21 protein-coding genes are annotated in these 19,952 nt (G+C 49.9%); 6 read left to right on the top strand and 15 right to left on the bottom strand.

From position 1 onward, the window contains the following. Nucleotide 1: 1 nt before the first annotated feature. The 4 genes from JL661_RS09885 to JL661_RS09870 form a co-directional block, all read right to left on the bottom strand. Nucleotides 2-826 carry a siderophore-interacting protein gene (locus JL661_RS09885; RefSeq protein ID WP_218480968.1) on the bottom strand — a complete coding sequence of 275 codons (825 nt, stop codon included), beginning with the start codon at nt 824-826 and terminating at the stop codon, nt 2-4. Nucleotides 827-1,025: 199 nt separating this feature from the next. Next, entirely contained in the window at nt 1,026-1,181 is a 156-nt protein-coding gene (locus JL661_RS09880) for a DUF2474 domain-containing protein (protein WP_073970162.1), read from the bottom strand. Then, nucleotides 1,162-2,169 carry a cytochrome d ubiquinol oxidase subunit II gene (gene cydB / locus JL661_RS09875; protein ID WP_004237347.1) on the bottom strand — a complete coding sequence of 336 codons (1,008 nt, stop codon included), beginning with the start codon at nt 2,167-2,169 and terminating at the stop codon, nt 1,162-1,164. Before cydB ends, JL661_RS09880 begins: the two co-directional genes overlap by 20 nt. After that, complete coding sequence (locus JL661_RS09870; protein ID WP_062771715.1) at nt 2,159-3,499, bottom strand: cytochrome ubiquinol oxidase subunit I; 1,341 nt, start codon at nt 3,497-3,499, stop codon at nt 2,159-2,161. The genes cydB and JL661_RS09870 overlap by 11 nt, the downstream gene beginning before the upstream one ends. Before the next feature lie 138 nt (nt 3,500-3,637). Here JL661_RS09870 and JL661_RS09865 point away from each other — a divergent pair, with 138 nt between their 5' ends. The 3 genes from JL661_RS09865 to JL661_RS09855 all read left to right on the top strand — a co-directional run bounded on the left by JL661_RS09865 (nt 3,638) and on the right by JL661_RS09855 (nt 5,997). After that, nucleotides 3,638-5,059, top strand: a complete 1,422-nt coding sequence (locus tag JL661_RS09865; protein WP_032098240.1) for an aminotransferase-like domain-containing protein — start codon at nt 3,638-3,640, stop codon at nt 5,057-5,059. A gap of 81 nt (nt 5,060-5,140) precedes the next feature. Next, the gene (locus JL661_RS09860; protein ID WP_036420608.1) at nt 5,141-5,593 is read left to right on the top strand and encodes a type II toxin-antitoxin system Phd/YefM family antitoxin; all 453 of its coding nucleotides are present in this window, start codon (nt 5,141-5,143) and stop codon (nt 5,591-5,593) included. After that, nucleotides 5,593-5,997, top strand: coding sequence for a type II toxin-antitoxin system death-on-curing family toxin (locus JL661_RS09855; protein WP_004239490.1), 405 nt, complete (start codon nt 5,593-5,595; stop codon nt 5,995-5,997). Before JL661_RS09860 ends, JL661_RS09855 begins: the two co-directional genes overlap by 1 nt. A 51-nt stretch (nt 5,998-6,048) precedes the next feature. Here JL661_RS09855 and JL661_RS09850 read toward each other — a convergent pair whose 3' ends face one another. Beyond that, nucleotides 6,049-6,657 carry a LysE family translocator gene (locus JL661_RS09850; protein WP_004237344.1) on the bottom strand — a complete coding sequence of 203 codons (609 nt, stop codon included), beginning with the start codon at nt 6,655-6,657 and terminating at the stop codon, nt 6,049-6,051. 194 nt (nt 6,658-6,851) lie between these two features. On the opposite strand from JL661_RS09850, the gene JL661_RS09845 reads away from it, so the two are divergent. Continuing rightward, nucleotides 6,852-7,316: an Lrp/AsnC family transcriptional regulator gene (locus tag JL661_RS09845; protein ID WP_004237343.1), complete on the top strand. Its 465-nt coding sequence runs from the start codon at nt 6,852-6,854 to the stop codon at nt 7,314-7,316. A 152-nt stretch (nt 7,317-7,468) separates the two neighbouring features. Here JL661_RS09845 and JL661_RS09840 read toward each other — a convergent pair whose 3' ends face one another. From JL661_RS09840 to yedE, 9 genes are all read right to left on the bottom strand, one after another. Next, nucleotides 7,469-9,103 carry an FGGY-family carbohydrate kinase gene (locus tag JL661_RS09840; RefSeq protein ID WP_062771712.1) on the bottom strand — a complete coding sequence of 545 codons (1,635 nt, stop codon included), beginning with the start codon at nt 9,101-9,103 and terminating at the stop codon, nt 7,469-7,471. Nucleotides 9,104-9,114: 11 nt separating this feature from the next. Continuing rightward, nucleotides 9,115-10,062 (bottom strand): ABC transporter permease, encoded by a 948-nt coding sequence (locus JL661_RS09835; RefSeq protein WP_197708807.1) that lies wholly within the window; start codon nt 10,060-10,062, stop codon nt 9,115-9,117. Continuing rightward, on the bottom strand, nt 10,062-11,057 hold the full coding sequence (locus JL661_RS09830) for an ABC transporter permease (protein WP_024472941.1): 996 nt from the start codon (nt 11,055-11,057) through the stop codon (nt 10,062-10,064). The genes JL661_RS09835 and JL661_RS09830 overlap by 1 nt, the downstream gene beginning before the upstream one ends. Further along, complete coding sequence (locus JL661_RS09825) at nt 11,050-12,543, bottom strand: sugar ABC transporter ATP-binding protein (RefSeq protein WP_062771807.1); 1,494 nt, start codon at nt 12,541-12,543, stop codon at nt 11,050-11,052. Before JL661_RS09825 ends, JL661_RS09830 begins: the two co-directional genes overlap by 8 nt. Nucleotides 12,544-12,603: 60 nt before the next feature. Continuing rightward, nucleotides 12,604-13,578 (bottom strand): substrate-binding domain-containing protein, encoded by a 975-nt coding sequence (locus JL661_RS09820; RefSeq protein ID WP_062771709.1) that lies wholly within the window; start codon nt 13,576-13,578, stop codon nt 12,604-12,606. Between the two features lie 503 nt (nt 13,579-14,081). After that, on the bottom strand, nt 14,082-14,573 hold the full coding sequence (locus JL661_RS09815; RefSeq protein ID WP_004239482.1) for a YbaK/EbsC family protein: 492 nt from the start codon (nt 14,571-14,573) through the stop codon (nt 14,082-14,084). Nucleotides 14,574-14,665: 92 nt separating this feature from the next. Continuing rightward, on the bottom strand, nt 14,666-16,132 hold the full coding sequence (locus tag JL661_RS09810) for a TrkH family potassium uptake protein (protein ID WP_036414684.1): 1,467 nt from the start codon (nt 16,130-16,132) through the stop codon (nt 14,666-14,668). A 169-nt stretch (nt 16,133-16,301) separates the two neighbouring features. Then, nucleotides 16,302-16,571 (bottom strand): hypothetical protein, encoded by a 270-nt coding sequence (locus tag JL661_RS09805; RefSeq protein ID WP_004237335.1) that lies wholly within the window; start codon nt 16,569-16,571, stop codon nt 16,302-16,304. After that, nucleotides 16,561-17,640 carry a YedE family putative selenium transporter gene (gene yedE / locus JL661_RS09800; protein ID WP_004237334.1) on the bottom strand — a complete coding sequence of 360 codons (1,080 nt, stop codon included), beginning with the start codon at nt 17,638-17,640 and terminating at the stop codon, nt 16,561-16,563. Before yedE ends, JL661_RS09805 begins: the two co-directional genes overlap by 11 nt. A 272-nt stretch (nt 17,641-17,912) precedes the next feature. On the opposite strand from yedE, the gene JL661_RS18385 reads away from it, so the two are divergent. Together JL661_RS18385 and JL661_RS18380 are read left to right on the top strand one after the other, a co-directional pair. Beyond that, entirely contained in the window at nt 17,913-18,236 is a 324-nt protein-coding gene (locus JL661_RS18385; RefSeq protein WP_345739884.1) for a DUF6216 family protein, read from the top strand. After that, nucleotides 18,226-18,756 carry a DUF6216 family protein gene (locus JL661_RS18380; protein ID WP_247718656.1) on the top strand — a complete coding sequence of 177 codons (531 nt, stop codon included), beginning with the start codon at nt 18,226-18,228 and terminating at the stop codon, nt 18,754-18,756. Before JL661_RS18385 ends, JL661_RS18380 begins: the two co-directional genes overlap by 11 nt. A 46-nt stretch (nt 18,757-18,802) precedes the next feature. On the opposite strand, the gene ychF is transcribed toward JL661_RS18380, so the two are convergent. Next, nucleotides 18,803-19,894 (bottom strand): redox-regulated ATPase YchF, encoded by a 1,092-nt coding sequence (gene ychF / locus JL661_RS09790; RefSeq protein WP_004237332.1) that lies wholly within the window; start codon nt 19,892-19,894, stop codon nt 18,803-18,805. Nucleotides 19,895-19,952: the final 58 nt, after the last annotated feature.

The following is a 19,952-nucleotide window of genomic DNA, read 5'->3' as shown; positions in this document are numbered from 1 at the left end:
ATCAGTCGTCAGCATCCATCACATCATGGCGCAGGCGGTGATAACCTTCCTCATCGTAACCGAAACGCCAGTACGGGATCGCATACATCTGACTGTGTTCCCCGTTCAGCTCACGGCGCACATAGCGGCGCAGATCCCTGACCATCGCATCCTCTCCGGCAATCCAGAACGTACACTCTGTCACATCGGCGACCGGCCAGCTTTTAAACAGTGCGGTGACTTCAGCGGTTTTCTCTGTGCCGCCGGTCACCCAGTGCAGGGTGATACCCGCCGGTTTGTTCAGCACCTGCTGGTCATCCGCGTGATCGATGCGGATCACCACATTGCCCTGAGCCTCTGCAGGCATTTTTTCCAGCAGCGCGGCAACAGCGGGAAGTGCTGTTAAATCAGCTGCCATATAGTAGTGTTTCGCCACCGGCAGCAGCGGATCCGGTCCGCCGGGATTGGTAATACCGATATAATCACCCGGTTTGGCATTTCTGGCGAAATCCACCGCCGGACCGGCATCATCATGCATAGCGAATTCAATATCGATTTCTTTCAGTTCAGGGCGGATCGCACGCACGGTATAGGTACGGGCGGTCGGCCGTGGTTTATCTTCCGGCCAGACCGGTCCTTTATCGGACAATACCGGCAGAGCAGGCGGATTCGGCGCATCTTTGGCAATAAACAGCTTCAGGTGACCACCTTCGCAATCTGCCGGATAGGTATCCAGTGACTCAGCCGTAAAGGTGATGCGGCGCAGATTGGGGGTGACGTCGGTAAAGGATTTCACCTGAATCAGACGCGGCGGTGCAGGGCGGTAGATATTTTTTTTCCGGCTCATGCGCAATTCTCCGTTCTATTGTTATTAGTTTCGTTATATCTATTTCGCGGAGTGTATCAGGAATTCAGAAGAATGGTAATCATTATCAATAAAATTATTTAAAAAAGCACACCGTATGGGGGTACGGTGTGCCGGGCAATGCAGCTGCTTACACAGTGCATGACGTACTGATGAGGTACTTACTGATGAGACATGACGACTATCTTACTTTCATTCCCGCCGCCGTCATTAATAAGCGGAAAAGCGATGAGACTGCAAACAATGCCAGAACACTGCCTGCCCAGATAGCGACCATCCAGGCGGATTTTTTCCACCAGGGGGCCGCTGCGGCAGACTCAGTGGTAGCCCTGGTCATGGGTGATTTTTCCTCTGAAGACATAATAACTCCACCAGGTATATACCAGGATCACAGGTATGATGAATAAAGCGCCAACCAGCATAAAGCTCAGACTTTCGCCGGGGGCGGCGGCCATTTCATAATCGATCACCGGCGGAATAATCATCGGCCAGATACTGATACCGAGTCCGGTGAAACCCAGAAAAACCAGGCCGAGTGCCGCAAAAAACGGCGTATAGTGCAGATGACGGCTGACACTGCGGAACAGCGCAACGGCACAGACAAGCACCAGCAGCGGTACCGGCAGGAAGAACAGAATATTCGGGAAGCTGAACCAGCGCGCCGCAATGGTGTCATGCGCCAGCGGTGTCCACAGACTGATCACGGCCAGTACCGCCAGCATCACCAGGGTCAGAGGTTTCAGCACCTTATACATCTGCTGCTGTAAATGACCTTCCGTTTTCATCACCAGCCAGCCGCAGCCGAGCAGGGCATACGCGATCACCAGACCGAAACCGCAGAACAGCGGGAACGGCGCCAGCCAGTCAAAGGCACCGCCGGTAAAGGCGCGGTTTGCAACCGGAAAACCTTCAATCACGCTGCCGACGACTACACCCTGCACAAAAGTGGCGATAACTGAGCTGATCAGAAACGCGCGATCCCAGAAATAACGGTGATGTTCATCTGCTTTAAAGCGGAATTCAAAAGCCACACCACGGAAGATTAACGCGACCAGCATCAGTGTCAGCGGAATGGCGAGTGCATCCAGAATCACGGCATAGGCCAGCGGGAAAGCACCGAACAACGCGGCCCCGCCCAGCACCAGCCAGGTTTCGTTACCGTCCCAGACCGGGGCGACACTGTTCATCATCAGGTCGCGGTCAGCATTGCTTTTCACAAAGGGATAGAGGATGCCGATACCGAGGTCAAATCCGTCCATTACGATATACATCAACGTACTGAATATAATAATGACGAACCAAATCAGGGGTAAATCAATGCCCATGAGACACCTCCGGCGCGATACCTTTGCGGATCAGTTTCATCATATAGATGTAGCCGATACCAAACACAGAACCATAAACAATAAAGAAGATCAGCAGGCTGATGCTCATATGCATCTCACCGTGTGCTGAAACGGCATCTGTCGTGCGCTGTAATCCGTAAACCACCCACGGCTGGCGGCCGATTTCAGTCACAAACCAGCCCGCGAGAATCGCGATAAGCCCGGACGGTGCCATCCATAACATAAAGCGCTGGAAAGGCCGGGAATCATATAAACGCCCCCGGTAACGCAGCCACAGGCTCAGTGCGGCAGCCAGCAGCATCAGCATGCCGAAGCCGACCATCACGCGGAATGACCAGAACACGGCGAACACGTTGTCCGGTCTGTCTTCCGGCGGGAACTCGGTCAGTGCGGGCACCTGTTTATCAAGGCTGTGTGTCAGGATCAGGCTGGCCAGCCCGGGAATTTCCACGGCATAGCGGGTTTTTTCCTGTGCATTATCCGGAATACCAAACAGGATCAGCGGTGTGGCCTCCCCGGGTTTGTTCTCCCAGTGACCTTCCATTGCCGCTACCTTAACCGGCTGATGTTTCAGTGTGTTCAGCCCGTGTGCATCACCAATCAGTGCCTGGAGCGGTGCGAGAACCACAATCAGCCACAATGACATGGAGAACATCTTTTTCATGGCACCGGATTTGTTGCCGCGCAGCAGATGCCAGGCGGCAGAAGCAGCGATAAAGAAGGCGGATGCCAGAAATGCGGCGGTTGTCATATGCAGCAGGCGGTACGGAAAGGACGGATTGAAAATCACCGCGAACCAGTCCACCGGCACCACAACACCGTTTATTACTTCATGCCCCTGCGGGGTCTGCATCCAGCTGTTGGAAGCCAGGATCCAGAAAGTGGACATCAGTGTGCCGAGCGCAACCATGCAGGTGGCGAAATAGTGCAGCTTTTCACCGACACGGTTCCAGCCGAACAGCATCACGCCGAGGAAACCGGCTTCCAGGAAGAACGCAGTCAGTACTTCATAAGTGAGCAGCGGACCGGTGATTGATCCCGCAAACTCAGAAAAGAAACTCCAGTTGGTACCGAACTGATAGGCCATCACCAGACCGGAAACCACCCCCATGCCGAAATTCACGGCAAAGATGGCTGACCAGAAATGAAAGAGCTTTTTGTAATCCTCATTGCGGGTTTTCAGCCACATCCCCTCAAGCACCGCCAGGAATGACGCCAGGCCGATGGTGATTGCAGGGAAAATGATATGAAACGACACAGTGAAGGCGAACTGAATTCGCGCAAGCTCAAGGGCACTTAACCCAAACATTGTGACCTCTCGTTGTTATAGCTATGTAAATGATAATTACGCAGATGAAATGTGTGGCACAGTACACCATGAGTTGCTAAAGTATAATAGTGACAATTAGTCATGAGATGTCCATAACAGTTTTACGGAGAGCGCTCCATGACACGCTACGAACAGTTAGCAGAGCAGATAAAACAGCAGATCGAAGATGATATCTGGCAGGTTGGTGACCGGCTGCCGTCATTACGGGAAAGTGCCAGACAGTCGGGACTGAGCCTGATGACTGTCGTACAGTCGTATCAGTTACTGGAGAGCCAGGGATGGGTGGTGGCCCGTCCGCAGTCCGGGTATTTTGTCGCCAAACGCGCCCCGGCGTTTGCCCAGGCCAAAGGTGGTCTGGGTATGCACCTGAGTGAAAATGTGGAGATCAACGCCTCGCTGTTTGATGTCCTTCAGGCCTGCAAAGACCCGGCCATTATTCCGTTCGGGTCGGCATTCCCCGATCCTTCGCTGCTGGTGCAGCCGAAGCTCTCCAAAGCGCTGGGTGCAGTGGCCCGTCGCATCGCACCGCAGAGCGCGGTGGTCAATATGCCGCCCGGCAATGAAAAACTGCGGCGTAATATTTCCCGGCGCTATGCCGCACAGGGGATCCATGTCTCACCGGATGATATTGTCATCACCGCCGGAGCAATGGAATCTCTGTCACTGAGCTTACAGGCGGTCACAGAACCGGGGGACTGGGTGGTGATTGAATCACCGGCATTTTACGGCGCATTGCAGGCAATTGAACGTCTGCGCCTGAAAGCGGTGGCGATCAAAACCGATCCGCAGACCGGGATTGACCTTGATGCGCTGGAAGAGGTGGCAGGGCGCTATGATATCAAAGCCTGCTGGCTGATGACGCACTTCCAGAACCCGCTCGGCGGCACCATGCCGCCGGAAAACAAGCGGCGGCTGGTGGAGATCCTGACGCGGCATGAAATCGCGCTGATAGAGGATGATGTCTACAGTGAGCTCTGGTTTGGCAGCAATGCGCCGCAACCGGCGAAAAGCCTGGATAAAGATAACAATTTCTTCCACTGCTCCTCGTTTTCCAAATGTCTGGCGCCGGGCTTCCGCGTCGGCTGGGTGGCGGCCGGTAAACATGCCCGGAAAATCCAGCAGTTACAGATGATGAGTACGGTATCCGCCAGTATGCCGACACAGCAGGCGATTGCGGAATATCTCGGTCAGGGCGGTTATGATGCGCATCTGAAAAAACTGCGTCAGCAGCTGGAGCAGCGCCAGCACCGGATGCTGTATGCCATCAGCGAATATTTCCCGTCAGATGTGAAGGTCAACTGCCCGCAGGGCGGCTATTTCCTCTGGCTGGAATTTGAACCACCGTTTGATGCCGTCAAACTGTACCGTATGGCACTCAATGAACAGATCAGCATCGCGCCCGGCTCGATGTTTTCCACCAGTGACCAGTTTAATCACGCCTTCCGCCTGAACTGCTCATTTGAATGGAATGAGCGGCTGGATAACGCCATGAAAGTGCTGGGGCAGCTGTGTCATGTACTGAAGAAAACACAGGGGTGATTTGAACATCCGGTATGCATTGTCATAACTCAGGATCCGGGCTATTATCCGGACAAATGTGTACATGTACAGGTTGTTATTATGAAAAATGTATCCTACACCATGATGAGAACGGAGCTTTCCGCTATCCTGGACAGTCTCAGGAATGGCGAGAACGTGACAATCACCCAGCGCGGAAAGCCGGATGTAGTGATTTCCGGCACTGTCCTGTCATCATGCAGAGCAGAAGAACCGGCGGCGGAGTATTTTGCCGGTAAACCGGAAACACTGTTTCCGGCGGATACCATAAATCAGCTCCGGCAAATGGAGGAGGCGGTAAAATCTGTTCTGCCTTCCCCGGATTTTATCGAAACGGTGCGTAAAGCGTCGGCTCAGCTTGAGGCTGCGGTGAATTCAGATGCAATGAAAGAGATGCTGCGTATTACCGGGCAGCTTTCGGATATTGCCGGTAAAAATCTGACCGATTTCCAGAAGGCACTGGCAAGAACGAAAACAAAACACGCTGACATCATCAGAGCGCTGGAAGACAAATAATGACTATCCGATTTCTGACAGTTGATGAAGTGGTTGAAATACAGCGCTCAACACTGCCGAACAGCGGTAAACCGGATCTCAGCAAACTGGAAGGGGCGTTATCCCGTATTGAGGCATTGCGGGATTATGAGGAGTGTGAGGATATTTTTAAGTTCTCTGCCATGTACCTGATTTCAATTGCCAAAGCGCATGCTTTTAATGATGCAAATAAAAGAACGGCTTTCCAGGCAGCCAGTGTGTTTCTGATACTGAACGGCGTTGAACTTAATGTCTCTATGGAACTGGTCAAGCTGACCATACTGGCAGCCACCGGAGAAGCGGAACGCGATACAGCAGCGTTTGTTCTCAAAGTATTGTCCGATTATCACAACGACCTGCTTGAAGAGACAACCGGCGGATATTAAAAAGGGCACTTTTCAGTGCCCGTTTTGCTGATTGCGCTGACTTTTCTCAGATTAACTGAATGCCAGGCTCATTGCAGCGGTGGCCAGTAATCCCCCGGCAACGCCTTCACCGATACGGCGGCGTTTGTCGTTATATTCCCCTTTGCTCATCTGGCCGAAAATCAGTGCCACACCGCTGTAAACAATGGCACAGCTGGCGATATACACACCGGATAACAACAGGGACTGCATCGCAACACTCTCACTGCCGGAAATAAAGTTCGGCAGGATAGCAAAGTAGACCAGCAGGCCTTTCGGGTTCAGGAAGCTGGTAAAAAAGCCTTTGGTGATAACCGATTTTGCTGCCGGCTGCATCGGCGGCATTTCGCTCTTGTGCATGGCAGACATCACCATACGGAAAGCCAGATACGCAATATAGGCCACGCCGAACCAGCGCATGCCGTTAAACAGAACCGGGGATGCCACCACAACGGCTGCCAGCCCGAATGCCGCCAGAATGGAATGCATACCGTAACCCAGCAGCACGCCCATGTTGGCTTTCAGTGCCGCGCGGGAACCGCTGGCGAGACCTTGTGATGAAACGAATAAAATATCGGGTCCGGGAGCAAATACAATGGGTAACACGGTTGCGCCAAACACCATCAATGTATTTATGACCATACGACACCCCAAGTTCAAAAAATATATGAATAATTCACAATTTGTTGAATATTAAGAATTTAATTCAATATTGTGACGTCCTGATTTGTTATGCAAATTATACGGGGCTTCGTGGGAAATTAGGTTGTTAAATTGACCCGAAAAAACTATTCTTAGCAATATTATTGCGCGAAAACTGTCAGGTGGTGATTTAAATGTCAATTGAACTGGATAAGATGGATCGGCGGATCCTGGACCAGCTGCAACGTAACGGCAGAATGCAGAATGTGGAGCTGGCACGCGAAGTGGGGCTCTCTCCGTCACCCTGTCTGAGACGGGTACGTCGTCTGGAGGAAACCGGCGTTATCAGGCGCTATGCGGCGATTCTGGACGGCAGCAAGATAGGCGCTGGGCTGATGCTCTATGCCCGTATCTGGTTTAAGGGGCAGGACGCACAGACTATCAATGATTTTGTTGCGGCCATTAATGAAATGCCGGAGATTGTGGAGTGTCATCTGATGGCCGGTGAATGCGATGCGATGATCCGCATTGTGACCAAAGACCTGACCTCATACCGCCGCTTTCATGCCGATCATCTGACACAAATCCCAAGTATTCAAAGCGTTAAAACGGAAGTGCCGATGGAAACCCTGAAGGTGACACACGCGTTACCCCTGTAAACTGTGAGGATTATCACGAAAAGCAACAGAATTGTGCACTCATGCAGGTTATAAGCAACAGGATTGCGCAGTGATTTTGTGATGAGGGTCAAATCAGAGGCAAAGAAAAAGGCGCGTTAAAAAAACGCGCCTCTGCAGATAAAACCAGAATATTATACTTCGGACATCAGTTGCCGGTAACGCTGATCATCATGATACAACTGATGGAATACGCGGTATTTGGCATCATAAAACTGTTTGATGCTCTCAGTCTGCGGTGTCACCGTTTTGCTGATCCGGCTCATGGCCTGCATCGCTTCCGGGATAGAGGCATAAAAGCCCGCAGCCACAGAGCCGAGCATGGCCGAACCCAGCAGAACCGCTTCGCTCTCTTCCGGCAGCAGCATGGCGCATCCGGTGGCGTTAGCATGTTCCTGAATAAAGATCGGGTTCTTGGTGCCGCCGCCGCAACCCATGATGGTATCAATGGCATATCCGGCTTTATTCATCTCTTCAATGATATGACGGGTGCCCAGCGCAATCGCCTGGATGGTCGCCAGATAAATCAGCGCGAGATCATCAAGGGTTTGTGTCATACGCAGACCGGTCACCACGCCGCGCAGATTCGGGTTTGCACGCGGCGAGCGGTTGCCGTGGAAATAAGGAAGCACATGGATATGCCGTGTCAGCAGGGCGATATCCTCTTTTGAACCCGCCAGTGCCAGCAGGCGGTCATTGAGGAGCTGATACACCGTCTGCTGGTTCTGTTCAGCCAGTTTTTTCGCGTCATTGTACTGCGGGTGTGACGTGATCATATGGTCGATCAGTGCGCCGGTTGCGGATTGTCCGCCCTCATTGAGCCAGTAACCCGGAATCATGGCACTGTAATAGGCACCCCAGATCCCGTCGATAAAGCGGGCATTTTTGGATACCGCCATATGACAGGATGAGGTACCGCCGATCAGCGCCAGCCGGGTGTTGAAATCCGGTTGTGCGCCGGTGGCATCTGCGGCACCCAGCACGCCGATCCCGCCGGCGTGGGCATCAATAATCGAGGTGGCAACCGGCGTGCCCGGAATCAGCCCCAGATCTGCCGCTGCGTTTGGTGTCAGACCGTTACCGACCGGCTCACCCATCGGGCGGATTTCGCGGCCGATAATCTGCGCATCGTTTTCCAGAAGATCTTCCAGGCCAATCTGGCGGAAGAAATGGGTATCCCAGCGATCTTCATGGCCGAGGTAGGTCCATTTACACACGGTGGAGCAGAGTGACCGGCTGTTGGTATAGGTTGCTTTCCAGGTCAGAAAATCCGGCAGATCAAAGAAATAGCCCGCTTTCGCCCAGGTGGTCGGCATGTTCTGCTTCAGCCATAACAGTTTCGGTGTTTCCATCTCCGGCGAGATGCGGTTGCCGACATACGCCAGCACCGGATGTTTGGTGTCATTGATCCGCTGCGCCTGACTGATAGCCCGGTGATCCATCCACATAATAATGTTCTGCTCGCTGCGGCCGGTCGGGCTGACCGTCAGCGGCTGACCCTGTTTATCCAGCACCACCAGGGAGCAGGTGGCATCAAAACCGAGGCCTTTGACCTGAATCGGGTCGATACGTGCCTGTGCCACCGCATCTTTTACCGCGAGGCACACACTGCGCCAGATATCATCGGAGGATTGTTCCACATAATCCGCCTGTGGTTTGAACTGACGGATATCCCGCTTTGCTTCGCCTTTTTTGCGTCCGGCAGCATCAAAAACCCCGGCCCGGGCGCTGCCGCTCCCGACATCCACACCAATAAAATAGACACTCATAATCCGCTCCCTTATGACCGGGCTTTCTGCAATGCAATAAATAAGATAAGAATACCGCCCCACAGCGCCATGATGAGGTAGCTGCTGACACCCAGCAGGTTCAGGCCGCTTTCCAGCATCTGTAAGACAAACAGAGCCAGTACAATGCCGATAATGCGTCCGAAACCGCCGTCCGGGTTCACACCGCCGAGCACAGAGGCGAGAATAGCGATCAGCAGGTAAGATTCTCCGTATCCTGCTTTGGCGGAGTTAAACTTAGCCATCATAATAATCGCGGCCACCCAGCACAGAACAGATGAAATCACATACACTGCCATAATGGTTTTCTGTGTATTCAGGCCGGAAAAGCGCGTTGCTTTTTCATTAGAACCCATCAGATAAACGGTACGGCCGAGCGGCGTATATTCCAGCAATCCCCACAGCAGGAACGCAAACAGCAGGAACAGGATCAGCGGCATCGGGATCCCGAGAAGGGTACCGTTACCGAGCCACAGCAGTGACGGCGGGAAGCCGGAGATCACGGTACCGCCGGAAATCAGCACATTCAGGCCGTTGATTAAGGTCATCATCCCGAGGGTGGCGAGGATCGGAGACACTCCGACAAACGCAATCAGAAAACCATTAATCAGACCGATAATCACGGCAGTGACCAGCCCGGCCAGCAGGGCAGGCAGTAACATGGCGCCGTCACCCGGGCTCATCGCCATCACACTCGCCATCACCAGCCCGCAGGCATTGGTGGTCGCGATAATGGACAGGTTGATCCCGCCGGTCAGCATACAGACAGACATCGCCAGCGCCAGCATACCGAGCAGCGGCATCTGGGACGTCATTGATTGGAAGTTGGAAACAGAGAAAAACGCGCCTGCATTAAACATTCCCTGCAACAGCAGGATAGCGGCCATGATCACCAGCAGGTAAATAATGTTGCGGTCACTCCGCAGATTCAGCATTGACATCATGACAGATGACCTCCGGCAGCGGCACGGCGTTTTTCGTTATACGCGGTGAAGCTGATACTGATAACAATGATAAGCCCGGTCAGCACGGTGTGCCAGTAAGACGGTACACCGGCCAGGGTCAGGCCGTTTTTGACAATTGCCAGCAGGGCAACCCCGAGGATAACCCCGGTAAGAGAGCCTTTGCCGCCGGTCATACTGACACCGCCTAATACCACGGCTGCCAGCACTGTCAGTTCAAAGCCCATCAGGGCATTCGGTGCAACGGACTGAGTGATTTGTGTCTGCACCACAGAAGCAATTCCTGCCAGCGCGCCCATATAGCCGTAAACAAACAGCATCACGCCGAGAATGCTGATACCGACACGCTTCGCGGCATCCGCATTACCGCCGACCGCATAAATCTGACGGCCGATACGGGTTTTGCTCATCAGAAAACCGGTGAAAATAATCACGGTAATCAGGGTCAGGATCGGCAGGGACAGGCCGTAGTCATAACCGTCGCTGCCGGTAAATGACATCACCTCAACCCCATCCATAAACCACTCCGGGAAACCGTACAGCCATTCGCCGTTGGTGAAATAGATCAGCAGGCCGAAAAAGATGTTCAGGGTGGAAATGGTGATAATAATAGACGGCACTTTCAGGCGGTAAATCAGCAGGGCGTTGATCAGCCCCAGCAGTAAACCAACAACCGCCGCGATAGCAAAGGCGATAAAGAAGTTACCACCCTGTGACAGCACATAAGTAGCCATCACATACTGCGCGGTGGCCGCCGTGGCCGGGAAGGAGATATCAATCCCGCCGGAGACCAGCACCACAAACAGACCACAGGCCATAATCGCCAGAATGGCGGTGCTGGTGGTCATATCAAACACATTGCCCAATGTCATAAAATCTTCATTGGTGATGCTGAGAAACACACTGAGCAGCACAATTAATACCGCCAGCCAGAACTCATGATGTGCAAACAGATGACGACATGACTTAAGCATTAACCGCCTCCGTGATTGCCTGCTCCGTTGTGGTTAACGGATTGAACTCATGGGTAAAACGACCTTCTTTCATCACAATGACCCGGTGACTGTTATAGAATACTTCAGGAATTTCATCACTGATCATTAAAATCGCCATGCCTTCGGCGGCCAGCATTCTGATGATCTGATAAATACTCTCTTTATTGGCGACATCCACGCCGACTGTCGGGGAATCGAGGATCAGAATATCCGGTTTCGCCGCAATCCATTTGGCGATAGCAATACGCTGGGCATTTCCGCCGGACAGGCTGGTAACCGGCAGTGCCGGGTCGGACACTTTTATCTGCAGTGCCTCAATCAGCTTACTGACCAGGTCATGCGCCCGGGTATGGTCGAGCAGCCCGCCTTTGCGGGTCAGACGCGGCAGCACCACCGAGGTGGTGTTGTCGTGAATGGATTGCGCCATCACCAGCCCGGTGCTCATGCGGTCTTCCGACACATAGCCGATGCCGTGGTTAATCGCATCCCGGTTGGAGTTCAGCTTAACCGGTGAACCGTTGATCAGCAGGGTGCCGCTGTCCGGTTTCGTCATGCCGAACAGTGACAGACACAACTCTGTGCGCCCGGAACCGAGCAGCCCGGTAATGCTGACCACTTCACCGGCATGCAGCTTCAGGTCAATATCATAAAATTGATGTTGTTTTGTCAGTTTCTCTGCGCTGAGACGTAAGAGTCCCACGGTGTTGTACGCAGAAAGCGGTGTGAACTCGAAACGCTGACCGGTCATAAGATACGCCAGCTCATCACTGTTCATCTTATCCGCATCATACGTTCCGATCAGTTTCCCGTCGCGGATCACGGAGATCCGGTCGGAAATTTCCATCACTTCATCCAGCTTATGGCTGACAAACACCACGGTGACGCCGTTGGCTTTCAGATCAGCGACCACGCGGATCAGCTGATTGACTTCACTGCGCGTCAGTGAGGCTGTCGGTTCATCCATAATCACCAGCCGGGCATCATTTGCCATCGCGCGGCAGATAGCGACCAGCTGACATTCAGCAATGGAAAGTTGTTCAACACGTTTATGCAGGGGCAGGGACAAGCCAATACGGCTGATAATTTCCTGCGCCTGTTTCATCTGGCGGCGGCGGTTGGCCAGCCCTTTGTACCACTTAACATGTTCCTGAATCACAATGTTTTCAGCAACAGTCAGGTTAGGAAAGAGCGAGAGATCCTGGTAAATCACCTGGATACCCTGCTCAATAGATTGCTGCGGGGTTAACCTGTTGTAGCTCTGCCCGTTAATAATAATTTCTGCGCCCTTTTCCGGCGGATGGACCCCGGAGATCACCTTGAATAAGGTACTTTTGCCGCAGCCATTCTTGCCGGCGAGACAATGAACCTCACCCCGGTTAAACGTCAGATTTATATTATCGAGTGCAATGACGGAGCCGAAGTGTTTGGAAACCTGTTTTAAGGTAATCAGTGCGTCTTTTGACATATACCAGCCCATGACAGGGCAGCACGGATGCTGCCCTTTTTAACAAAAAATAAAGAAGGATCAGAAACCGAGCGAGGTGGCGTTATTGCTGTCAACTTCCAGGATTTTATTGAATTTAATCACCTGTTTCTGAGTATCGATTTCAGCTTTACCCAGATCTTTGACTTCCACACCGTCGGTCACTTTTTTGCCGTCCAGCATATCTTTGGAGACAGACACCAGCGCGTAACCCGCATCAGCCGGGTTCCACAGGAAACCTTTCTTGATTTCGCCGCCTTTCAGATACGGTGCAGCCTGTGCAGGCATCAGGATACCCGCGGTGCTGATTTTGTTTTTCGCACGTTTTTTCTTGATGGCCTCACCGGCACCAATCAGGCCCAGTGAACCGTAAGAAACAATCCCTTTCATTTCAGGATGGGCTTTCATCAGGTCATTGGTCGCCGCGAAAGAGGCATCAATGCTTTCCGCAACCGGCATACGGCTGGTCACTTCAAACATTTCCGGATAGGTTTTCTTCTGATACTCAACCGCCAGGTTTGCCCAGTTGTTGTGCAGAGGAACTGTCAGGGAGCCGACATAAATCACATAGCCGCCTTTGCCGCCCATGTTTTTCGCCAGTTCATCCATGGTTGCTTTGGCATAAGCATCGTTATCGATAGTTTCGATATCCCAGTCGGCGTTATGGCCGTCCGGTGCTTCGTGAGTCAGCACAATAATTCCCTGTTCGCGGGCTTTCTTAAAGACCGGCTCAAGAACAGTTACGTCATTCGGCACCACGGTGATAGCATCGACTTTCTTGGCAATCAGGTCTTCAATGATTTTTACCTGCTGAGCCGGATCCGGCGTGGAAGGACCGACCTGATACGCATTTACGCCCAGATCTTTTGCCGCCTGCTGAACCCCTTTATCCATCTGGTTAAACCACGGAATCCCGGAGACTTTGACGACGTTGACGATTTCGTATTCTTTTGCCATGACGCTGGCGGAAAAGAGTGCAACAGATAATGCCGCAACTTTAAAAAATGATTTCTTCATCGGTAATAACCCTTTTTATATGGATACAGAGAGTGTTGCAGGGAGACCAAATAGAAGCCTGACTATAGGAGCAGGGATGATAAAAGGGGGAGGAAGAACTAAAAAATGTGATCTATGCCCATTATTGATATAGGTGTGTTGTTAATTTGATGCAAAACTGTTTCAATTGATATTCGGTGTAATTAAATTACATGAAACTATATCAATGAAACAAAAAATTAACAAAATAACCTATAAATAAAAACAATCAGTGCATTTTATTATTGCCATGCGGAAAGTATTTTTATTGACATTTGTAAAAATACTTATGACTTACGATAAAATCGCGCTGAACCGATTGTTTGTAATGCAACAAATAATGTTGTTGCATTTTTACGTGATTCATATCACAAAATAAAATCAGCAGGTGATATTAATTCTGAAATAAAACAACACAAACAACAGATGTGATTTACTTATTATTTGATTCTACTGTAATTTTCGCTGGTGGTTGTTGAAACGTATCACAGAATAAAACTGAACTCCTGTGGTTTCACTATCGTCCGGTAATCCTCTGCATTCAGCACAATGGTTTCTGTCAGTGTTCCGGCATTGAAGGCGATATCGGTGTAGCGTTCAAACAGAACCGGGTCAATCACCAGCTCCAGTTCCGGATTAAATGTAAAGGGTGCCAGTGCCCCGGGGACACAATCAGTCAGTGTTTTCACCTGTTCAGCGGTGGCAAAGGAAATCTTTTTAGCACCGAAAAAACCGGCCAGTTTTTCGCCGTCAATTTTTTCATCTCCGGGCAATACCGCCAGCACATTTTTCTTCACGCCGTTGCCTTTCACTTTTAACACCACGGCTTTGGAGCATTGCCCCAGTTCAACACCGCGCACCTGAGCCACTTCATCAGAGGTAAAACCGAGTGCATCATGGCTCATGATTTCATAGCGGGCATGGTGATTATCCAGAAGGGTGGTGATTTTGCGGAGGATATTATCTGATGAAGACATACGGCTTTCCCTGTTTCTTATTTTGACTACCGGTCACGGTAATCAAAAATACAGGGAAAACCAATGTGTTTGCGTCCGGAATGTGATGTGAACTACGGCCAGTTACGCCAGAAACTGACCGATAACAGCACCAGCAGGGTATATATCTCCAGGCGGCCTAATAACATAGCAAAACAGAGCAGATATTTTGCCGCCGGAGAGATCTCCCCGAACCCGGGTGCTGTTAACCCGAACCCCAGCCCCATATTATTAATACAGGCGGCGACACTGGCAAATGAGGTCATTAAATCGTACCCCATCAGATTAAGGCACCAGATAAAAAAGCAGGTGCAAATAACATAAAGGAAGAAAAAGCTCAGGACGGAATTAATCAGCCGGTGCTGCACAACGGTATCACCGACTTTAATCAGGGTTTGTGCTTTCGGGTGGATCAGGGAATAGACTTCCCGCCAGCTCTGTTTGGAGAGAATTAAAAACCGGATCGCTTTTATTCCGCCGCAGGTGGAGCCGACACAACCACCGAAAAAACTGGCAAATAATAAGAGAACAATAATATGAGACGGCCACTGTGCATAATCACCGGTGGCAAGCCCGTTATCTGTCAGCATGGAGCTGGTGAGGAAAAAAGCATGCACAAAGGATTCTTCTGCGGACGAATACATATTTGCCCGCCACACTTCAAAAAAGACCAGCCCGATAATCAATGCCGCCACGGCAAAATAGAAACGCAATTCCGTATTACTGAATAAGGGCTTCAGGCTGCGTTTTGCCAGCGCCACAAAATAAAGGGTAAAGTTGACGGCGGATAATAATGAAAAAGCCCCTGCCACTAACTCAATCGCGGAGCTGTTAAAATAGCCGATACTTTCACTGTAAGTGGAAAACCCGCCGAGAGAGACGGTCGACAGCCCGTGGCATAAGGCATCAAACCAGGTCATTCCGGCCAGTTTAAAAGCAACCGTGCAGCAAAATCCCAGTAATAAATAGGTGAACCACAAATTGCGGGCAGAACTGGCTAAACGGGGTGTTAATTTCTCATCTTTAAACGGACCCGGCATTTCAGACTGATATAAACGCATTCCCCCGATACCCAGCAGCGGAAATATCGCCACCGCCAGGACAATAACCCCCAGACCGCCGATAAAATTAAGCTGGGCGCGGTAATATAAAACCGAGCGGGGCAAATCAGTGACATTGTGAAATACTGAGGCGCCGGTGGTGGTAATACCGGAAACACCTTCAAATAAGGCATCCTCAAAAGCCATATTCAGATGGTCATCCAGCCAGAACGGCATGGCGCTGATAACAGAAAATAACAGCCAGAATACCGCAATAACCAGGAAGCCGTCCCGCGTCTGTAATTGCAGCCCGGTGGTTTTACTGCGGTACCAGCACACTAACCCGGCCGGAAAGAAAATCAGGAAACTGCCGGCAAACGCGAAAAAACTCTGCTCCTGCGCAATAAGCGCAACCAGCATCGGTAATAGCAGTGTCAGGCTGTAAATCACTATCAGAAAACTGCTCAGATGGATAATGACTCGGGAACGGGTTGATATCACAGGATGACCACCGGATTCTCTAAAATAAACAGCAGATAATACGAAATAGCTGATAGTGAACTGATTGCCGCTGATTGTAAATTGTTTTCAGCTGAACAGCGCAGCAGGATCAAAAAAGGCTGCAACCGGCAGCAGCCTTCTGTCAGTATAACGGCACAAAAAAGCCATATTACATCGTTTCGTCAGCCCACACCCGCTGATAATCCGAACCGTCCGTCCGCCAGATTTCACGGATATTTTCACCGGTATACTTCAGATAATCATTTTCAGCGGAAAATTGTGCAGCCAGCGCTGTTTCACATTCCGTGGTGATCCTGCGCGGCGCATCAATAACGGATGATGCCACGGAATCTTCCTGCAAACGGATTTTCAGTTTTTTTAATCCGTGCTGCACATGGAACAGAAACAGATAGTTATGAAACAGACCGTTATGCGGCATTCTCAGCTCCGGATTTTTTATTGGCAAGCCGGGTATAAATAATGCCGACGGCGATGGTCAGTACCAGGCCAATAATAACAACCAGTTTACCGTTTTCAGTCACACCGGCAGGGCTTGAGGCATAGGAAAAATTATGCGCAAAAGCCGCGCCGGTCAGCATCCCCAGCACACTGACAGCCGCATCGGTATTACCCTGTCCGGCATTGGCTAATTGCCGCAGCGGGCAGCCGGTAATAAAGACACCACATAATCCGACCAGTGACATGGAGAGGAAATTCCACAGCCCGTCATTATGGGCAATCGGCTGATTATCAAACCCGATATTGATTTTTCCGGTGAGCATATTACCGGCAATAACAACCAGCAGCAGGGCGAGAACGCCGATTGCCATCGTGTAATTGCGGGACAGAAAGATATTTTTAGCCATACCGATAAAACAGAAACGGGTACGCTGAATAATCACCCCGATAATAAGCCCGGCGGTTATTGCCATCCAGACCGGAGCATGAGCGGCTCCCGGCCCTTTGACACTGGATTTGAAAATGGAACTGTCGATAATAAACAGCACAAATAAGACCAGGCACACCGCCGGTAATATTAAGCCTTCAGCGGCAGACTGCTGATAATTACGCGGTAATGAAAATCCTTTCTTAATAAACAGACTGCCGATACCAATACCGGCGACCAGGCCTAATAACCCGACAACCGCATTTAAATCACCGGCACCAATCCGCAGGATCATCCGCAGCGGACATCCTAAAAAAACCAGACAACCGGCCATCATCAGAAAACCGAGTGTAAAGCGGATCACCGGTGCAGAACCGGCTTTGGACTGAAATTCTTTAAAAATAACCGCAGCCCCGAATGAGCCGAGAATAAAACCAAAAATTTCAGGACGAAGATACTGGACGGTTTCGGTATTATGCAATCCCATACTGCCTGCACTATCCCGGATAAAACAAGCGACACAAACACCCATATTTGGCGGGTTTCCGTATATACCAAGGACTACAGCACTGATCCCTATAATAATACCGGAAATGATGATAATTATTTTTGTTGCGGACATTATATGACTCCGTTATGGAGATGTTATCTCCTGACTAATAGAACCTATTAAGCACAGGGTCAATGTACCGCAGTGACAAATAATATCTTTTACCCGGGTCAAAGATTTTGAAAGCAATAACTAATCTCCGTAAATTCACGGAACAATGATGCAGATAGTAAAATCATCCTGATGAAGGTTATCGCTGATAAAAAATTGAGATATAAAAGGTAACAACACTATTGTTTACAGCCATAATTTTTATTAAAATTTATTCTCAATTTAACTAGCGGATGATAAATAAAATGCCAATTTCATTTGAGACATCAATATCTTATGTATCATCAATTTTTAACAAAGAAATGGTTTTTATTTTATGTTTATCAATAACAATTGGCTTGTTTTATTATATAAGGAAGAAATCAAAATCAGGATTTTCTGTTGTCAGAAGGATATGGAGGGTTTGTATTGGGTTTAATTATAAGGATAAAAATGATTTTATTAATGATATATTAGAAATTGAAGAATTTAATTATTATTATAACACGAGTGCAGTATCGAAGCGGCAAAAAAAAGAAATTTCAACATTGGGTCAGAAAGTTCGAATTGGATTTTAAATTAATATCTAAGCTTAAAAGCAACCTCTGCATTGAGAGATTAAAAATTAAAAAAATCAATAAGATATTATTTTTCTCCCTTCCGGTAGAGATTGCATTTTTGCTTACGCTGGTTTTTATTCCGGTTTTAAATATAGCCGTCAAACCTGCCGGATTGGTCAGTGTCAATAATTCAGAGTGGTTTTTGATTAATAAAGATGGTGCCCGTGAATATCAGTATTTTGGCGGGAATACGCCAGCGTGGATAGTAAATAAAGATAACTGTTTATCTCCGGAAGAAATAAAATCAACCTTAGATAAGGATACGGTCACTATGATTTGTAACACCTTTGATAATAAATCAGACCAGGATTATCTTGTGAAATTAATAAAGGAACAACGATTGGTATATGGTTTTTTAGCTATAGTGATATTACTCGTATCAGTATTCCGATTTAAGTATATGCTGTTTTTATCATACACTCTGGATGCAAGAAAGATGCTGTTTAATAAAATAAAATTATATAAGAAACGGAAATAAATATATATCAGGTAAGGCATCCTCCCGGATGCCTTATGAATATAGATTACACATTAAACAGGAAATTCAGTACGTCGCCGTCTTTCACAATGTAATCTTTACCTTCTGCGCGCATTTTACCGGCTTCTTTTGCACCTTGTTCGCCTTTGTACTGGATGAAATCCTCAAATGCGATGGTCTGGGCGCGGATAAAGCCTTTTTCAAAGTCGGTGTGGATTTTACCGGCTGCCTGCGGGGCGGTTGCGCCGACAGGGATAGTCCATGCACGGACTTCTTTCACACCGGCGGTGAAATAGGTCTGCAGGTTAAGCAGGGCGTAACCGGCGCGGATCACGCGGTTCAGGCCCGGTTCTTCGATACCGAGGTCAGCCATAAACTCTTCGCGGTCACCATCCTCCAGCTCAGCGATATCGGATTCGATTGCCGCGCATACCGGCACCACAACTGAACCTTCTTTCTCTGCGATTTCACGCACCTGATCCAGATACGGGTTGTTTTCAAAGCCATCTTCATTGACGTTGGCAATGTACATGGTTGGTTTCAGGGTCAGGAAGCTCAGGTAGCGGATCGCCCCCATTTCTTCTTTATTCAGGTTCAGTGTGCGCAGCATCTGTGCGTTTTCCAGCAGCGGCAGGCATTTTTCCAGTACTTCCAGCTCCAGTTTCGCGTCTTTGTCGCCGCCTTTGGCGCGTTTCTGCACACGGTGGATAGCACGTTCACAGGTGTCGAGGTCAGCCAGCGCCAGTTCGGTATTGATGGTATCAATATCTTCTGCCGGGTTAACACGGCCGGAAACGTGAACAATGTTATCATCGTCAAAGCAGCGGACAACGTGGCCGATAGCTTCTGTTTCACGGATGTTGGTCAGGAACTGGTTACCCAGACCTTCACCTTTGGAGGCGCCTTTCACCAGACCGGCGATATCGACGAATTCCATGGTGGTCGGCAGAATACGCTGTGGTTTTACGATTTCCGCCAGTGCATCCAGACGGGCATCCGGCATCGGCACCACGCCGGTGTTCGGCTCAATTGTACAGAACGGAAAGTTCGCCGCTTCAATACCTGCTTTGGTCAGCGCGTTAAACAGCGTTGATTTCCCGACGTTCGGCAGACCGACGATACCACATTTGAAACCCATAAATTCTTCACCTTAAAAATGACAGCAGACCAAAACGGCCTGCAAGCACGTTAAATAA

It is taken from the genome of Morganella morganii (assembly GCF_019243775.1).
Classification (GTDB): domain Bacteria; phylum Pseudomonadota; class Gammaproteobacteria; order Enterobacterales; family Enterobacteriaceae; genus Morganella; species Morganella morganii.
The sequence above is the reverse complement of the archived record's forward strand: the minus strand, read 5'-3'. Positions and strand labels throughout refer to the sequence as shown.

Excerpts from the sequence above, each read along its gene's own strand:
- JL661_RS09815 (WP_004239482.1), bottom strand. The coding sequence starts at position 14,573 with ATGTCTTCATCAGATAATATCCTCCGCAAAATCACCACCCTTCTGGAT.
- cydB (WP_004237347.1), bottom strand. The coding sequence starts at position 2,169 with ATGGGCATTGATTTACCCCTGATTTGGTTCGTCATTATTATATTCAGT.
- JL661_RS09825 (WP_062771807.1), bottom strand. The coding sequence starts at position 12,543 with ATGTCAAAAGACGCACTGATTACCTTAAAACAGGTTTCCAAACACTTC.
- JL661_RS09870 (WP_062771715.1), bottom strand. The coding sequence starts at position 3,499 with ATGTTTGGGTTAAGTGCCCTTGAGCTTGCGCGAATTCAGTTCGCCTTC.
- JL661_RS09805 (WP_004237335.1), bottom strand. The coding sequence starts at position 16,571 with ATGCCGCATAACGGTCTGTTTCATAACTATCTGTTTCTGTTCCATGTG.
- JL661_RS09840 (WP_062771712.1), bottom strand. The coding sequence starts at position 9,103 with ATGAGTGTCTATTTTATTGGTGTGGATGTCGGGAGCGGCAGCGCCCGG.
- JL661_RS09845 (WP_004237343.1), top strand. The coding sequence starts at position 6,852 with ATGTCAATTGAACTGGATAAGATGGATCGGCGGATCCTGGACCAGCTG.
- JL661_RS09830 (WP_024472941.1), bottom strand. The coding sequence starts at position 11,057 with ATGCTTAAGTCATGTCGTCATCTGTTTGCACATCATGAGTTCTGGCTG.
- JL661_RS09860 (WP_036420608.1), top strand. The coding sequence starts at position 5,141 with ATGAAAAATGTATCCTACACCATGATGAGAACGGAGCTTTCCGCTATC.
- JL661_RS09850 (WP_004237344.1), bottom strand. The coding sequence starts at position 6,657 with ATGGTCATAAATACATTGATGGTGTTTGGCGCAACCGTGTTACCCATT.
- JL661_RS09835 (WP_197708807.1), bottom strand. The coding sequence starts at position 10,062 with ATGTCAATGCTGAATCTGCGGAGTGACCGCAACATTATTTACCTGCTG.
- JL661_RS09855 (WP_004239490.1), top strand. The coding sequence starts at position 5,593 with ATGACTATCCGATTTCTGACAGTTGATGAAGTGGTTGAAATACAGCGC.
- ychF (WP_004237332.1), bottom strand. The coding sequence starts at position 19,894 with ATGGGTTTCAAATGTGGTATCGTCGGTCTGCCGAACGTCGGGAAATCA.
- JL661_RS18385 (WP_345739884.1), top strand. The coding sequence starts at position 17,913 with ATGATAAATAAAATGCCAATTTCATTTGAGACATCAATATCTTATGTA.
- yedE (WP_004237334.1), bottom strand. The coding sequence starts at position 17,640 with ATGTCCGCAACAAAAATAATTATCATCATTTCCGGTATTATTATAGGG.
- JL661_RS09880 (WP_073970162.1), bottom strand. The coding sequence starts at position 1,181 with ATGACCAGGGCTACCACTGAGTCTGCCGCAGCGGCCCCCTGGTGGAAA.
- JL661_RS09865 (WP_032098240.1), top strand. The coding sequence starts at position 3,638 with ATGACACGCTACGAACAGTTAGCAGAGCAGATAAAACAGCAGATCGAA.
- JL661_RS09885 (WP_218480968.1), bottom strand. The coding sequence starts at position 826 with ATGAGCCGGAAAAAAAATATCTACCGCCCTGCACCGCCGCGTCTGATT.
- JL661_RS09820 (WP_062771709.1), bottom strand. The coding sequence starts at position 13,578 with ATGAAGAAATCATTTTTTAAAGTTGCGGCATTATCTGTTGCACTCTTT.